Here is a 15998-nt window from a genome sequence, read left to right on the forward strand (position 1 = left end):
GGAGATACAATGAGTACACTAAGATTATATGGGATTGAATTATGATTGGAGAAGTCAGAATCGGAAATTATAAGTCCATTCAAAAGCTGAAGCTAGAATTAGGACGAGTAACTGTATTGATCGGTGAAAATGGCTGCGGCAAGAGCAATATCCTAGAGGCGATCGCCCTGGCTTCTGCGGCTGCTAATGATAAACTTGATAACGAGTTCTTAGCTGCACGGGGCATTCGAGTGACAGAACCTCAATTAATGCGATCGGCTTTTGAAAAGGAAAATTCAACTAAAGATATCGGCATTGAACTTAGTGGAAATAATGCTGATATAAAATTTGTTTTACAAAATAACAACCAACCATATTCTAAATGGAGAAAACGTGAGAACAATTATTATACGACTTCAGAAAACCCTGTGGATTTAGAAAAAGCCTTTCGCCAACCAGAAAATAGTCTTTTAGACTACAATATTTTTTTGTCCAATCAAAATCAACATTATGTATCTACCATAACAAATTTCAAAATACCTATACAAGAATTTATAATTTACTCTCCTGAAAACCAAGCATTACGAACTTTTGAAAAAGAAGGGCAAATTCAACCATTAGGGATTAATGGAGAAGGCTTGTTTAAACTATTAAAAGTTTTGAATTCAGATAGCCAAGAGCAGCTTAATGAAATCAACAAAAAACTGCAATTGATAGATTGGTTTCAAGATTTTGAAGCTCCTCCCAATTTATCAAGTATTCAAAACTCTCTCCAAATTAAAGATAGATACTTAGATCCAGATTTAGCTTACTTCGATCAAAGAAGTTCTAATGAAGGCTTTTTATTCTTACTTTTTTACTTCGCTTTATTTATTAGCGATATCACGCCTAAATTTTTGGCAATAGATAACATTGATGCTTCTCTCAACCCCAGATTGTGTCGCAGATTAATGCAAGAATTAGTCGAATTAGCAAAAAAACACGACAAACAAGTTATATTCACAACCCACAACCCTGCCGTTTTGGACGGTTTGGATTTACATGATGATGAACAGCGGCTGTTTGTGATATACCGCAACCAATTAGGGCATAGTAAAGCTAGACGCATTCTAAAACCTGAACCTCTAGAAGGACAAGAACCTGTAAAATTATCAGAGGCGTTTTTGAGGGGTTATATCGGCGGACTTCCTAAGAATTTTTAATATGATTAGTTTTGGATTGGTTACAGAGGGACTTACTGACCAGATAGTTATTGAGAATATTTTAGCTGGATATTTCAATAGTCCAGATTTAGATATCAGACAACTTCAACCAGAAAGAGATAAAGACAATGAGAATAAATCCACATACGGCGGCTGGACTCTAGTTTTTGATTATTGTACGTCAATCGATTTTAAACAAGCCTTCCAATTTATTGACTATATCATTATCCAAATAGATACGGATGTTTCAGAACTTTATAATATCCCCAAGCAAGATGAAAACGGTGAATTAACTCCTGAGGAGTTAATTGAAAAAGTTATTGAAAAGTTTAGATGTGCGATCGGCGATGATTTTTACAGCGAATATCAACAAAAAATTATATTTGCAATCTCCGTACATTCTATTGAGTGTTGGTTGCTTCCACTGTATTATACCGACAGTAGAAAAGCTAAAATTACAAACTGCCTCGACACGTTAAATCGGGAACTGGCGAAAAAACACAATTTTACGATCGACGCTAAGGCTAAAAATCCTGAATATTATCGAATAATTTCAAAACCATATCGCAAGCATAAAGTTTTGATGAAGCATTACGCAGAAAATCCCAGTTTAAAAAATTTTATAGAAGAGATTAAAAGCAGAGACATTAAGATTGGTGATGAAGAGGATTGGTAATGAAGCAAGTTATTATGTCATATAATAGAAACATAGTTATCGGAGATTACCATGCAAGCATACAAACTTAGAGGTAAAATCGATGCAACTGGCAACTTGGTAGTTGTGGAACCCGTGAATATGCCGCCGGGAGATGTAGAAATCATCGTCTTGCAGCTACCTGATACGGTTAAACAAGCCAGCGCGTCAGAAAATGCGATCGAACCTGAAGCACCTAAAAAAAAGTTTAAAACTAACGTGAAGGCATTTCAAGGTTTATTCGATCGAGATGGTGTACCGGAACCGCTGGATTTTGACGATCCAGACAAACAAGCAAAATGGGAATATTTAAAGGAAAAACATAACTTGTGAAAATCCTGATAGACACCAATATAATAGTAGATGTTGCGCTCGAACGAGAACCTTTCTTTGCTGAGAGCGATCGCATTTTAACTTTTGTTGAAGAAGCAAAAATTCAAGGCTATATTTCAGCCTCAACTTTTAGCGACCTTTACTATATTATCCGCAGAGACAGAGGCCGCGATTGGACGCTGGATTTTTTACGGCAGTTAGCCACATTTTGTCAAGTAGCAACAGTAGATAACTCTGTTATTTCAATGGCATTAACTTGCAACTTCAAGGATTTTGAAGATGCGATTCAGTACAGCACTGCTGTAATCAATCTAATTGATGCCATTGTCACCCGCAACCCGCGAGATTTTCCGGTTACTAATCCTAGGATTGTAACTCCAAATCAGTTAATTCAAGAATTAACTGATTCTCCCTAAATTTCTCAAATCGCTAAACTTCAGATTCCAATTCGCTTACCCGCACCTGCATCGGCAACTCTACAGAATTCACCTCAGACGACTCTAACAATCCTGTTGCTTCAACTTCTGCACTCCCTTCACCGTGTCGCACTTTTCGCAATTTCTCACCCAAAGTATCCCGCTGATTAATCAAATAAATACTCACCAAAGTCAGCCCAACTCCCATCGATTGCAGCGGATTGAGGACTTCGCCCAAAAACAAATTGCCGAATAGCAAAGCAAATACGGGCGTAAGAAAGGTAAGAGAACTTAAACTGGTTAGACTGCCGGTAGAAGCAAAATAAAAGAACAAACCGTAGGCGATCGCACTTCCGAACACGGTAGAATAACTTAACGCCATCCAGCCGGAAAAATCAATATTCACAAACTGTTCAGACTCCGTTGCAGCCGAAATTGCCAACAGCGGCAAACCGCCCAAAATCATGTGCCAACCAGTCGCCACAACCGGGTCAACATAACGGCAAACCCAGCGCACCAAAACCGTACCCACAGCCATCGACAAAGCAGCCAACAGCATCAACCATTCTCCACCCTGAAATAACTGTTCGATACCCGCAGAAACCTGCCTGTTTTCAGGATGAAAAAGCCCCACAATCCAGTCATCGGGCAACCCAATTAAACTGATGCCGACAACGCCAATCACTAATCCCAACCAGCCCCAAAAACCAATTTTTTCTTGAAACAGCCACAAACATAAAATCGCCACAGCTAGCGGTTGAGAGTCAATCATCACCGAACCCAAACCCGCACCGGTTCTCGCCAAACCTTCGGCTAAAAAGCCTTGAAACAAAGTAGCGTCAACCAAAGCAAACAGCGAAATCCACAGCCAAGCTTTCCAACCCTGCGGCTGTGGTTTTCCCATGAATGCGGCCGCCAGCAGCACCAACACGCCCGCAGGTATCAAACGCACGACAGCCACAAACAGTGGCGTTGTGTGTGGCATCACCCCCTTCATCGCTACCATCGCGGTTCCCCAAAGGAAAAACGGCGCAATGAGCAACAGCGGGGCAAAAGGTAGTTTTGAATCGGTAAGCTTTAGCTGCATGGCGGAGACTCCAAATAATTGATGAGAGTGGCTCTCACGAGAATGATGTAGTTTTGTTAAGCAATTTTTACAATTATATATCGCTGTTGAGTTAAATTCGATCGCACAAATCTCGATCGGCCATTAGGAACAGGCAAGATGCTTGTTCCACAAAATCAAGGTGGAACAAGCATCTTGCCTGTTGCGAACAATCTGGAACGGGCTCTTCGGTCTGTTGCGAACACAGGCACAACATCTACCCCGATGAATAAGGCACACTATAAGAAGTTAGCTACAAAAATCCGTAACATTGCCTGTACACTGCCCATGATTTGGCCATTCAAGCCCCGCTACCGCAAACAAATCGCCCGTATCGAAATCACCGGAGCCATTGCCGGAGAAACCCGTAAACGAGTGCTAGAAGCTCTCAAAACCGTTGAAGAACGCAAATTTCCCGCCTTGCTGCTGCGGATAGACAGCCCCGGCGGCACTGTCGGCGATTCCCAGGAAATTTACAGCGCGCTCAAGCGTCTGCGCGAAAAAGTCAAAATTGTTGCCAGTTTTGGCAATATTTCAGCTTCTGGCGGAGTTTACATCGGCATGGGAGCCGAGCATATCATTGCTAATCCCGGTACAATTACCGGCAGCATTGGCGTGATTATCCGGGGTAACAATTTAGAACGGCTGTTAGAAAAAGTAGGCGTTTCTTTTCAGGTGATTAAATCGGGGCCGTATAAAGATATCTTGGCATTCGATCGAGAATTGACCGATCCGGAACAGCAAATTCTGCAAGACTTGATCGACACCAGCTACCAGCAATTCGTGGAAACCGTTGCTGAAGCCCGGAAATTGGCTGTTGAAAAAGTCAAAAGTTTTGCCGACGGTCGCGTTTTTACCGGTCAGCAAGCCTTAGAATTGGGTTTGGTCGATCGGCTCGGAACAGAAGAGGACGCTCGCCGCCTTGCCGCCGAACTCGCAGGCCTCGACCCGGAAAAAACCGAGTCTTGCACGCTAGAAAAACAAAAACCTTTCCTAAATCGCGTCTTGGGGAGTAGTCTGGATATATCTGGGCTTTCAGCTTACAATAATTTGCTGGAATTCGAGCTTTCTACTAGCGGTTTGCCGCTGTGGATGTATCGCCCGTGATTAAATAGTCAGTTGGCACTTGGCAGTAGTTAGTTGGCAGTGGTAATTGGTAATTAGTAATAGGTAATTGCAACTAGCAACTGACAACTAGCAACTGACAACTGACAACTGACAACTGACAACTGACTAAAATGGAGGAAATTTGCGTGGAGTGGCAAGTGCGGGGGATTCGTGGGGCAACTACTGCTAGCGAGAATTCGGTGGCAGCAATTCGAGAAGCGGTGAGAGAATTGTTAGATGAATTAGAAGCAAAAAATGATATAAATCCAGAATTAATTATTAGTGCTACGTTTTCTGCTACTCGCGATTTAGATGCTGTGTTTCCGGCCGCGATCGCCCGCGAACGTTCTCACTGGTGCAATGTTCCTTTGTTGGACGTACAGCAAATGCACGTTGAGGGTGCTTTGGAACGCTGCATTCGGTTTTTAATTCACGTCAATTGGCCGGCACATACTGAAATTTATCATCCTTATTTGCGGGGAGCTCAAAATTTGCGTCCCGATAGGAATTTAGCGGTGGCGGTGGCTGGGGAAAAATAAATAATAGATTCACTTTGGGATTGATTTAACAGTTAACTCACCATTACAGGTGGGTTTATTTTTTACGGCATTTGATACAGTACAAAACCTGCCCTGGGGATATACGGTTAAAAGCTTTTATTATAAAAAAACCCGGTTTCTTTGAGAAGCCGGGTTTTTTGTCAATCAGACGCTTTTTTGTGATGCAACCTAATCCCTAAAAAAATGTCATATATAAAACTCCAAAAGTCCTTTTTCCCTTCCAATATTCCCAAAGTTTGAGGAGAACCCTTTTCATCTAGCAGCGGCTTCACAGCTTCGTAAGCAGGCTTGTAATTGTACCAAGGAATTGAAGGCCACAAGTGATGGATAAGATGATAATTCTGCCCCAAAATTAAGATATTCAGAATAGGACTCGGATATACTCTGGCATTTTTCCAGCGATCGCGATCGTGAAACGGACGGTGCGGCAAATAATCAAAAAACAACCCCAAGGCCAACCCCACCACCAAAGCCGGAGAAAACCAAAAATTCAGCACGTAATCTAAATGACCGTATTGAATCGAGATATACACGATCGCGATCACAAACAAACGGCTGAGAAACCATTCCAATAATTCGTATTTCCGCCACAGTTTGCGCTTAAAAAAGAAAATCTCGTGGTAAAAAAACCTCGCAGCAATTAACCACAAAGGCCCGCCCGTAGAAACATAATGGTCTGGATCGTTATCTGGGTCATTGACATGGGCGTGATGCTGCATATGTACCCGTGTAAACACCGGAAAAGCAAAACCCAACATCAGGGCGCTACCGTGTCCCAAAATAGCATTAACTGTGCGATCGCGATGGGCTGCATTGTGAGACGCATCGTGAATCACAGTTCCCGCCATGTGCAAAGCCAACACGTTCAGTGTAAAACAGCACCACTGCGGCCATCCCCAACACCAGAAACCCAAGTTAGAAATCACGAGAATCGCTACTGCACTCAAAAATAGCAGCAGTGTCGGATTAAAGTCACCGGGAGGACTCAGAAACTCTTTCGGCACTGTCAGCGGCCGTCCTGCCTCCGACATCTTTGTTAAGACTCCTTAATATTTCACACTTGCGTAGTATAAGATACAAGCCGGACAATAGTAAAGTTTTATGAAAGAACTCTGTTCGATCGCCAGAAACTAGCCTCTGCACAACCAGGAAAGTATTGCTGTTGTGCAAGGATACCAGTGCTAGATTAGCCAAAAGAACTCTGCAGACCAAATAAAATCAATGGGTATCTCTGTATATATGTCAAGCCTGAGAGCAGATAAATTTGCAAAAAGCGCGCTGCCCAAGAAAAGATTACCGATGGGTAAAAAGTCAGATATTCTATATATTGTTCAATACCTGCTTTTTTGACGACTATCAAAATTTTTAAGACTTGAGACTAGCGTCATTGCTTGTAGTGAAAGATGAAACGTTAGCCGAAATTTAAACAAGAAATCCACCTGCCTCCCCAGAACACCGCTGATGCAATTGCCAAAAGCCCTACGCCGGACTAAAATCGTCGCCACCATTGGCCCAGCAACTTCGGACCCACAAGTGCTGCGCCAGCTCATAGAAGCCGGTGCCACAACTTTGCGACTCAACTTTTCCCACGGAACAGAAGAAGACCACCAGCGCAGCATTCGCTTAATCCGGCAAACATCCTTTGAACTCAACCAGCCGGTTGCCATCCTCCAAGACCTCCAAGGTCCGAAAATTCGTTTAGGGCGCTTTGAGACAGGCTCTATAGTTGTCAAAAACGGCGATCCTTTCATTCTCACTAGCCGCCAGGTTCCAGGTACCGAGCTCATTTCTTCCGTCACCTACGACCCCCTAGCAGACGAAGTTCCAGAGGGAGCAGTGATTCTGCTCGACGACGGGAAAGTAGAAATGCTGGTGGAAAAAGTAGACCGCGCAGCGCGGGAATTGTACTGCCGCGTCGTCGTCGGCGGGCCGCTTTCCAACAACAAAGGTGTGAATTTTCCGGGAGTTTACCTGTCAATTAAAGCCCTGACTGATAAAGACCGCAAAGATTTAATGTTCGGCCTCGACCAAGGTGTCGATTGGGTAGCCCTGAGCTTTGTGCGGAATCCCCAAGATGTGCTCGAAATTAAAGAACTGATTGCCAGTGCGGGCAAGCAAGTACCGGTGATTGCCAAGATCGAAAAGCACGAGGCGATCGAACAAATGGAGGAAATTCTCACCCTTTGCAACGGCGTGATGGTCGCCCGCGGCGATTTGGGAGTGGAACTACCCGCCGAAGACGTGCCGATTTTGCAAAAGCGCCTGATTGCTACCTCCAACCGCCTGGGTATTCCGGTAATTACCGCTACCCAGATGCTCGACAGCATGGTCAACAATCCCCGTCCCACCCGCGCCGAGATTTCCGACGTGGCCAACGCGATTCTGGACGGAACTGATGCAGTGATGCTGTCCAATGAAACTGCTGTCGGCAAGTTCCCCGTCGAAGCGGTGGCGACGATGGCGAGAATTGCGGTGCGGATGGAGAGGGAAGGAATTAAGCGGAATATTAGGAATGTAGAAGATATTGGTCGATCGATCCCCAACGGTATCAGCCAAGCAGTCAGCCAAATCTCCGAACAATTGAACGCCGCAGCCATCATGACGCTGACCAAAACCGGCGCCACAGCCCGAAATGTCTCGAAGTTCCGACCCAAAACTCCGATTTTGGCAGTTACTCCTCACGTAGACGTAGCCCGACAACTGCAATTGGTATGGGGAGTCAAACCCTTACTGGTGTTGGATTTGCCCTCCACCGGCCAGACATTTCACTCTGCCATGACAGTCGCCCAGGAAAAAGAGTTAGTGTGCGACGGAGATTTAGTGGTGATGACCGCCGGTACTCTGCAAGGGGTTGCCGGCTCAACGGATTTGATCAAAGTTGAAGTAGTGACAGCAGTTTTAGGCAAAGGCACCGGTGTCGGTTTGGGATCGGTGAGTGGCATGGCCAGGGTTGCTCGCACTGCTGCGGATGTAGGAAATTTCCACCCTGGAGAAATTTTGGTAGTGGAACACACCAGCGTCGCTTTTGTGGAGATGATTCGGAAAGCAGCCGGTGTGGTGACGGAGGAGGACAGTTTGACTTCTCACGCCGCGATTATCGGTTTGCGCTTGGGCGTGCCGGTGATGGTGGGCGTAAAGAATGCCACGCGGGTAATTCGGGACGGAACGATGCTGACGCTGGATATGCAGCGGGGTTTAGTTTATTCGGGGGCCAGAGGCGGCTCAACTGACGCGGAAGTGACCGTTTAACTGTTGGTGAGCTAGGAGTTGTGGAGTTTTGAATTAAATTCTACAACTCCTTGCTTTTTTCATTTAGGCTGTGCTACAATTCAAAATTGTCTGTGCCGATGTAGCTCAGGGGTAGAGTATTCGATTCGTAATCGAACGGTCGTGGGTTCAAATCCCACCATCGGCTTGCAATAAAATATATATTTTCAAGGGTTCTATAGCTTATTAATGCTGTAGAACCTTTGTTTTTTCCATGACTTGTCTATGGTTTGTCTATTTTAGTGAGGAATGCAAGTCGTCGGATTTTAATGGGGACTGAAGTCCTCACTAGGAACCTATTTCATCGCGGATTTTAATGAGGACTGAACTCTTCACTACGAAGCTATTTCATTACCAATTTTTATGGTTTTTAGTCAGGAGTAAAGTCCTCGGATTTTAATAAGGACTGAAGTCCGATGCTGCAAACCTCTGGCATTGCGGCTTTTGTCGATGGCAAAAATACCAGATAGGGGCTGGCTATTGCGTGTCAAATTGTTGCCAAAAATCAAGGCCCAATTGAGGTAAATTGCTAAAGAGGAAAGGGAACACAATTTGTAATTACTTTGCCGATCGCTAGTGTTTCTAAAACTTAACAGAAACTTAACAGAAATCGCTGTAAAAATGCGGTAAAATCAACCTTGAAGAGCGCAGACAGTTAAAAAAATAGCGAAAAATCTATGTGCCTGCAACCAGGAGATATCCTGCGCCAACGTTACCAAATTGTCAGTGAATTAGGTCGGGGAGGGTTTGCGAGGACATATACAGCTAGGGATTTAGACATACCGGATAACCGCCTGTGCGTTGTTAAGGAAATTAGGCAGCCAAGCGATCCGCAACTCTTGCCAGAAGCACAGCAGCGATTGGAAAGAGAAGTTCGAGCTTTGCGCCGATTGGGCGGACATTCGCGCATTCCACAGTTATTCGATAGCTTTCAAGAAAATGACAATTTTTATTTAATTCAAGAATACATTGAAGGACATCCGCTGAGGCAAGAATTCGCTCCAAATACTCAATGGACTCAAGAGCAAGTAGTTGAATTTTTGCAGGATATCTTGCCAGTTATCGCTTTTGTTCACGAACACAATATCATTCACCGCGATATCACTCCTTCTAACTTAATTCGGCGCGATTGCGATGGAAGAATAGTTCTGATTGATTTTGGGGCTGTCAAAGAAATCAGTTCCTTGGAAATAACTGATTCGGGAAACACTATCAGCAGAACTATTTATACGCAAGGATATTCGCCGGCAGAACAAATTGCTGGCAATCCTCAATTTTGTAGCGATATCTACTCTGTAGGTATTGTCGCTATTCAAGCCCTCACAGGCTTGTCTCCTGCTCAAGATTTCCTGACAGATTCCCGGCGGGGCGATATCGTTTGGCGCTACTCGACTCCCGATCGCCCTATGGTACAGATTAGCGCCGGCATGGAAACGATTTTAAACAGAATGGTGCGCTACAACTTCCCCGATCGCTACCAATCTGTTGCTGATGTTTTGCAGGCTTTGAATTCGATCGCAACCTTACACCCGTCGCCCCCTCTGTCACAGAATTTGAATGTACCGCAACAGTTGCAAGATAATCATTCAATCGTATCCCTATCGCCACCGCCGAAACGCGATCGGTTTTCGGGATTTTCTCGATCGCACTTTCGCCGATCGCTGTTGGCAATTGCGGCAATTATTGCCGGATGTGCGATCGCCCTTTTTTTTCACAACCTTTTTACCCCGAAAACTTGTCTTTTACTGCAAGGTGATGCTTTAAGCTGCGGCGAAGAATCTCTACTAAAATCCTCGACTCCTCGATTAAAGCAAGCAGGAGTTAATGAATTTGCCAAATCCAATTATCGGGAAGCATTTAATTACTTTAAAAGGTCGTGGCATGAAGAAGAACGCAAAGATCCCGAAACTTTAATTTACATGAATAATGCCTTATTAAAAGCCAAAAAAGCTGATTATTACACGCTTGCCGTAATCGTTCCCGTTAGTACCAACGAACAAGGTAGAGCCGATCTCGATTTGCCTAAAGAAATCTTGCGGGGAGTTGCTCAAGCGCAAACGGAAGTTAATTTAAAATTATTCAATTCTGAGATAGATCGCAACCTAAATGGTTTAGATTTTCAAGAGAACCAAGCTATTAAAGGTAAAGGTTTACAAGTCATAATTGCTGACGATGCCAATCTAAAAGAAGAGTCGATCGCCCGCGCTAATTCCCTAGTCAAACTGGGCGGTGTTTTGGGCGCTATCGGTCACTACACTAACGCAATGACAGTCCATACAGTCGATATTTACAACCAAAATCATTTAGTATTAATTTCCCCAGGCAGTACGACGGAAGAAGCCACAGAAAAACCCCGAAATTTTTTCTTTAGGACTGTGCCTCGGACTAAAGTTAGTGTTGAAGTATTCGCGAAATATCTGATTGAAAAAAAAGGTCAAACCAAAGTAGCAGGTTTCTACAGCACCAGCAGCGAAGCCACTTCCTCTTTTTGGGAAGAATTCAGAAAACAGTTTAGAGAACGGGGAGGAAATATTGCAAATATCACCGAATTCGATTTGTCACACAGCGACTTTAACGTGAAAAAAGCCATACAAGAAGTCAGGCAAACAGAGAAAACAACGATAGTTTTAAGTCCGAGTCACATCCCGATCGCTCTCAACAATGCGATGGCACTTTTGCAAGCCAATCTCGACCGCAATTGGGTTGTCGGCACAGGGGGAATATACAGTCAAAAAACTTTAGAAGCTGCTGCTCAGTTACCGTCTTTTGAGAAAATGGCGGCCGCAGTTTCTTGGCATCATTTAAAATCTCCCAACCGCAAATTCCTTGAGAATACTCGCAAGCTTTGGGAAGGAAATGTCAGTCACCGAACTGCATTAACCTACGATGCCGCTAAGGCGCTGATTCAAGCAATAGAAAAGCAGCAGCAACCCAGCCGCGAAGGGATGCAAAAAACCTTAGCCGATCCAAATTTTAGCGCCACAGGAGCCACCGGAACAATTCAGTTTGACAAAACGGGTTCGCGCAAAAATTTTAGTCCGATATTAGTGCATATTGTCAAGTGTTCTAAGGAGCAGTTTGGGGTGACTTTTGTGCCGATCGAATTTCCGACAGCAGCAGCGGCGGGTTTAAACTGCGATTGATATAGCCTTTCTCAGGTTTCTGGAGGTGCTCCTGGGCATAGGGCATAGGGCATAGGGAATGGGTGGTTCCTGTTCATGCAAAAGAATTGCTGGGCCGGCTCGCGTGCGTACCTCGCTTCAAGAAATAACCGCTATAGATAAGAAGGCATTCGGCAGAAGTTCTCATTTCTCATAGGTAATTACCGGGGGACTACTTGGGAGGCCGGGGGATGCGAAAACTCAGGGGACTGAGGATTTGATTGAGAGTTCGCAGTTGTTCAGCAGTTCCCAAACAAATCAGCATATCTCCTCCTTCGATCGCAGTTTCTCCAGTAGGCCCCACAATCAAAGTCCCGCCAGCACGCCGCACCGCTAAAACCAAAGCCCCCGATTGCGATCGCAACTTGGCATTTCTCAAAGTTTGCCCGACGTAGACACAACTATTGGGATCGACCAAAAATTCTTCCATGTAAAAAGAACTATCGGTGCCCGTCAAAACACCATCTAAAAAATCCATAACTTGAGGCCGCAAAGCCGCCGCCGCCATGCGTTTTCCCCCGGTGATGTAGGGGGATACGACTGCATCGGCGCCGCCCCGCTGCAACTTCTTTACCGCTTCTTCTGTAGTGGCGCGGGCGATCGCCCGTACCTTCGGATTCAGAGTTTTCGCTGACATGACAGTGTATAAATTCTCGGCATCCGAAGGCAAAGCTGCTACTATGCAAATTGCGCGATCGATCCCCACATTCACCAAAGTTTCGTCCAGAGTCGCGTCTCCTTGGACAGCCGTGTACCCCAGCGCCAAAGCTGCCTCAACCGACTGCACAGCCGAATCTATCACCACAAAAGAGATATATTCGGCCTGAAATTCCAAGGCAATTTGGCGGCCAGTGCGCCCAAAACCGCAGAGAATGTAATGCCCGATCAAAGAATCTACCAATCGCCGCTGCTGCCTAATTCTTGCTCCTTCTTGAAAATATCCTTCAATCAGCGCTTCTGTAAAGCGGTTGACGATGAAACCTATCACAATCACGCCCATCAAAATCAGGCATATAGTAAACATTCGCCCGCGTTGGCCGAGGGGGTGAAGTTCACCGTAGCCCACAGTTGCTAGGGTAAAGACTGTCATGTAAGCGGCATCTAGCAAAGGCCATTTTTCCATCTGCCAATACCACAGAGTACCCGTGCATACAATGCCCCCAAGGGCGATGACTCCGTTTCTTAAGTCTTTTTGCAAGCGCTGGTACTTTTGTTCTAGAGTTGAATACACCGATCGGGCTGACCTATTACCTATTAGCTGCTACCAATTTTAACCATATCAGCCCTAGACGCAGGGGCGGTCAAAAAGCCAGTTTCTGCCTAGATACTTTGCTACCAAACTCAACATTTTGACTCTTAACCCGGTTTTTTTTGCGTGAGTTCCGACTGATCTCCAATCCCGTCGCAGAGGTGGCGATTGTTTTGATTGGCGATCGGATTTGTCTGCAAATAATTGCGGACTCCATTACAACCCTGCTGCAATAAATCGTCAAGATTAAAATTCCACAGCATCACCGTACCGTCAGCACTCGCACTAGCGATCGCTTTGCCGTCTGGACTAAAACTCGCACTCCAAACAGCATCCTTGTTACCTTTTAAAGTTTTGAGCAATGTACCGTCAATGTTCCACAGCCTCACCATTTTGTCTGTGCTTGCAGATAGCAACATTTGGCTGTCGGGACTAAAGCTGATATTTGTCAATCCACTTGTATGCTTTAAAATAGTTAGCGGTGTGCCGTCTTTGCTCCAAATTCTCGCAGTTCCCCCAGCACTTGCAACCGCCAGCATTGCTCCATCGGGACTGAAAGTTACACTCATATTTTTATCACTTTCCATCTGTAAAGTTCGTAGCAATTTGATATCGGTGCTGGCTTCGATTGACTGCTGTTTTTGCAACTTTTCCGCAACCTTTCTTAAACTCCAAAGTTTAACAGTGCCATCATTACCAGCCGCAGCAATTATCTGACCGTCTGGGCTAAAACTCGCGCTGGTTATCCAACCTCGCTCCAATTTTAAACTTGACAATTCTTCACCGCTGATTTTCCAGAGTTTAACAGTTCCATCGGCACTTGCAGAAGCAATAATATTACCATCTGGACTCAAAGAGACGCTTGTTATTTGAGCGCTATGTCCTTTTAAATTGTGGATTAATTTGCCATTTTTTTGCCAAATTTTGACAGTTTTGTCGTTGCTTGCAGAGACAAGTATCTGACCGCTAGGACTAAAAATTGCCATCCTAATTTTATCAGTATGCCCGGTCAATGTTGCTTGCAAAGTTCCATTATTTTGCCAAATCTTGATATAATTATCATCGGTAGCAGTCACAATTGTTTGACTGTCGGGACTGAAACTCGCGAAAGCAAGGGTACTGGCTTGAGTCTGCAAGCGGCGGCGTTCCCGAAAGTTGTAAACTGCCTGTTCGAGGGCGATCGCCACTCGCATCTGAATATCTGAACTCACTCCGAGCGATCGTTTCATTTCTGTAACAGCTCTGATGCTTTCTAGCAGAGCTTCCTCTTTTTTATCCGCAGCAAATAGCGTTTCTGATAGCAAACTGAGAGTGAGAATTTTGTTGTTTCTTTCTTCGATTGACGGTTTAACCCAAAAAGCTACTATCAGGATTGATATTAATATGACTGCGGCTCCTGTAACTGTTTGCACTCTCAGTTGTTGCTCGCGCCAAAGTTTAACTGCAATCGCTTTTTTCTGGTTTTGTGCTTCGCTTAGTTCCTCTAGTAACTTTTTTTCGCGACGCAGTTGTTCTATTTCAGCTTGATGCTGTTTTTCTTGATAGCGAAATTTGGCAAATTCCGCTTCTTGACTCGCACCTAAAAATTGATAATCTTGGGTGCTCAAGCTTTTATTTGCAGCCCACTGTCGGGCATCTTCCAGTGCTTGACCGCGCAACAAGCGAGATTCGTCTTGACAATTGGTCGCTACCCATGCTGTTAGAGATTCGGCATAGGGGCGCAAGTCGCCGAGCGCTTTTTCTATCCAGTTATGGTTGAATATAGCTGCGTAAATGCGGTTGGATACTGTTAATTTGCCGGCTCGTTTTACTACTAACCCGCTCAGCCGCAATTCTGTTTGTTCGGGAGTATCATCCGCCCAAATTCCTCCTACCAGGGCGGGCACGGGGGCACCGCCCCTACAATCGGGGGGTTCTGAAAGTGGCAATATTTTTTGATATAGTCCTAATAACCTACTGGCGCGGTGCTGACTTCTGAGAAGGCGATCGCGAATTGTTTTTATGTGTACTGGTTCATCGGACGATTCCCAATTATCAATAATATGTGATTGCACTATCTCGCTAATTAATAATTGATTTGTAGTAATAATTTCTGTTTTGATTTCATCGTTTGAATCTGATCTAATAGAAGCCGAGACTAAGCTTTTTACATGGTGCAGAATCAGCTTGCAAAGCTTTTGAGTCAGAAATGGCTGCCCTCCCGTCCAGTCCAAAATCTCTTTTAAAACCTCTTGAGGATTGTCTACTTTTCCCTCAAATCCCTTGGCTAAAGGCAGAGCTTCCTGTAAGTTAAAACCGTTCAATTCAATAGCTAAGCCGATATTAAAGGGCGTGCGAGTTGCATCGCTAATTAAATCAGATGGCGTAGCTACTCCCAGCAAAGCAAATGTAATGCGCTGGTATTCTGAATTGTGAGCGCGTTTATTGTAGCAACATCTAATTAATGCAAAAAAATCGTCTAGCGGTTCTTGGAAACTCAGAACGCTATCAATTTCATCAATAAAAATGACCAGATTTTGAGAAATTTTGACCAGCAGCAACTCTTCAATTAACTCTCCTAAGCGCTGTACCGGGGGCATCAACTCTCTCTCCCGCCACCAAGTCATAAACTCGACTGGGTTAAACAGGTTGAAACTGCACAATAGCTTGTAAGCGACGCCGCCGTACCACTTATCTAGAGAGACTTGCTGGTTGCCAATGTCCGAAAGGTCGATCGTAGCACAGGCAATGCCATCAGCGGAGAGTTTTTGTACAGTTCGCACCAGCAAACTGGATTTGCCCATTTGTCGGGAATTGAGCACGTAACAAAACTCTCCTGCTTTGAGGGCTTGATAAAGTTCTGAGTCAGCTTGTCGCACTACATAAGTAGGTGCATTTTGCGGGAGACTGCCGCCAATTTGATATTGGTAATCGACTGTCATTATA

At 44.6% G+C, this 15998-nt stretch carries 12 protein-coding genes and 1 tRNA gene; 9 read left to right on the forward strand and 4 right to left on the reverse strand.

Features of this window, described 5'->3' with window-relative positions; genetic code table 11:
- The first annotated feature begins 41 nt into the window (after positions 1-41).
- The 4 genes from QUA23_RS17610 to QUA23_RS17625 are packed head-to-tail and all read left to right on the forward strand — an operon-like array spanning position 42 to position 2624.
- Entirely contained in the window at positions 42-1181 is a 1140-nt protein-coding gene (locus tag QUA23_RS17610) for an AAA family ATPase (RefSeq protein ID WP_333072932.1), read from the forward strand.
- Position 1182: 1 nt separating this feature from the next.
- Positions 1183-1857, forward strand: a complete 675-nt coding sequence (locus tag QUA23_RS17615; RefSeq protein ID WP_333072931.1) for a phage tail protein — start codon at positions 1183-1185, stop codon at positions 1855-1857.
- Between the two features lie 51 nt (positions 1858-1908).
- Entirely contained in the window at positions 1909-2208 is a 300-nt protein-coding gene (locus QUA23_RS17620; RefSeq protein WP_333072930.1) for a hypothetical protein, read from the forward strand.
- Positions 2205-2624: a PIN domain-containing protein gene (locus QUA23_RS17625; RefSeq protein ID WP_333072928.1), complete on the forward strand. Its 420-nt coding sequence runs from the start codon at positions 2205-2207 to the stop codon at positions 2622-2624. The genes QUA23_RS17620 and QUA23_RS17625 overlap by 4 nt, the downstream gene beginning before the upstream one ends.
- Positions 2625-2637: 13 nt before the next feature.
- Here the strand turns inward: QUA23_RS17625 and QUA23_RS17630 are convergent, their stop codons facing one another.
- On the reverse strand, positions 2638-3711 hold the full coding sequence (locus QUA23_RS17630) for a DMT family transporter (RefSeq protein WP_333072927.1): 1074 nt from the start codon (positions 3709-3711) through the stop codon (positions 2638-2640).
- A gap of 306 nt (positions 3712-4017) precedes the next feature.
- Here QUA23_RS17630 and sppA point away from each other — a divergent pair, with 306 nt between their 5' ends.
- Both sppA and aroH read left to right on the forward strand, forming a co-directional pair.
- Positions 4018-4836 carry a signal peptide peptidase SppA gene (gene sppA / locus QUA23_RS17635; RefSeq protein WP_333073150.1) on the forward strand — a complete coding sequence of 273 codons (819 nt, stop codon included), beginning with the start codon at positions 4018-4020 and terminating at the stop codon, positions 4834-4836.
- A gap of 131 nt (positions 4837-4967) precedes the next feature.
- Positions 4968-5375: a chorismate mutase gene (aroH, locus tag QUA23_RS17640; RefSeq protein ID WP_333072926.1), complete on the forward strand. Its 408-nt coding sequence runs from the start codon at positions 4968-4970 to the stop codon at positions 5373-5375.
- 161 nt (positions 5376-5536) lie between these two features.
- Here the strand turns inward: aroH and crtR are convergent, their stop codons facing one another.
- Positions 5537-6427 (reverse strand): beta-carotene hydroxylase, encoded by an 891-nt coding sequence (gene crtR, locus QUA23_RS17645; RefSeq protein ID WP_333072925.1) that lies wholly within the window; start codon positions 6425-6427, stop codon positions 5537-5539.
- Positions 6428-6857: 430 nt separating this feature from the next.
- On the opposite strand from crtR, the gene pyk reads away from it, so the two are divergent.
- The 3 genes from pyk (at position 6858) to QUA23_RS17660 (ending at position 11806) form a co-directional block, all read left to right on the forward strand.
- Positions 6858-8645: a pyruvate kinase gene (gene pyk, locus QUA23_RS17650; RefSeq protein WP_190663311.1), complete on the forward strand. Its 1788-nt coding sequence runs from the start codon at positions 6858-6860 to the stop codon at positions 8643-8645.
- 94 nt (positions 8646-8739) lie between these two features.
- Positions 8740-8811: transfer RNA gene (locus QUA23_RS17655), tRNA-Thr, on the forward strand.
- Positions 8812-9340: 529 nt separating this feature from the next.
- A complete protein-coding gene (locus tag QUA23_RS17660) occupies positions 9341-11806 on the forward strand; it encodes a protein kinase domain-containing protein (RefSeq protein ID WP_333072924.1) in 2466 nt (821 codons plus the stop codon).
- 190 nt (positions 11807-11996) lie between these two features.
- On the opposite strand, the gene QUA23_RS17665 is transcribed toward QUA23_RS17660, so the two are convergent.
- Together QUA23_RS17665 and QUA23_RS17670 are read right to left on the reverse strand one after the other, a co-directional pair.
- The gene (locus QUA23_RS17665; protein WP_333072923.1) at positions 11997-13055 is read right to left on the reverse strand and encodes a potassium channel protein; all 1059 of its coding nucleotides are present in this window, start codon (positions 13053-13055) and stop codon (positions 11997-11999) included.
- 125 nt (positions 13056-13180) lie between these two features.
- The gene (locus QUA23_RS17670; protein ID WP_333072922.1) at positions 13181-15994 is read right to left on the reverse strand and encodes an AAA-like domain-containing protein; all 2814 of its coding nucleotides are present in this window, start codon (positions 15992-15994) and stop codon (positions 13181-13183) included.
- Positions 15995-15998: the final 4 nt, after the last annotated feature.

The sequence above is a fragment of the Microcoleus sp. Pol1C5 genome (assembly GCF_036701115.1).
GTDB lineage: Bacteria > Cyanobacteriota > Cyanobacteriia > Cyanobacteriales > Microcoleaceae > Microcoleus.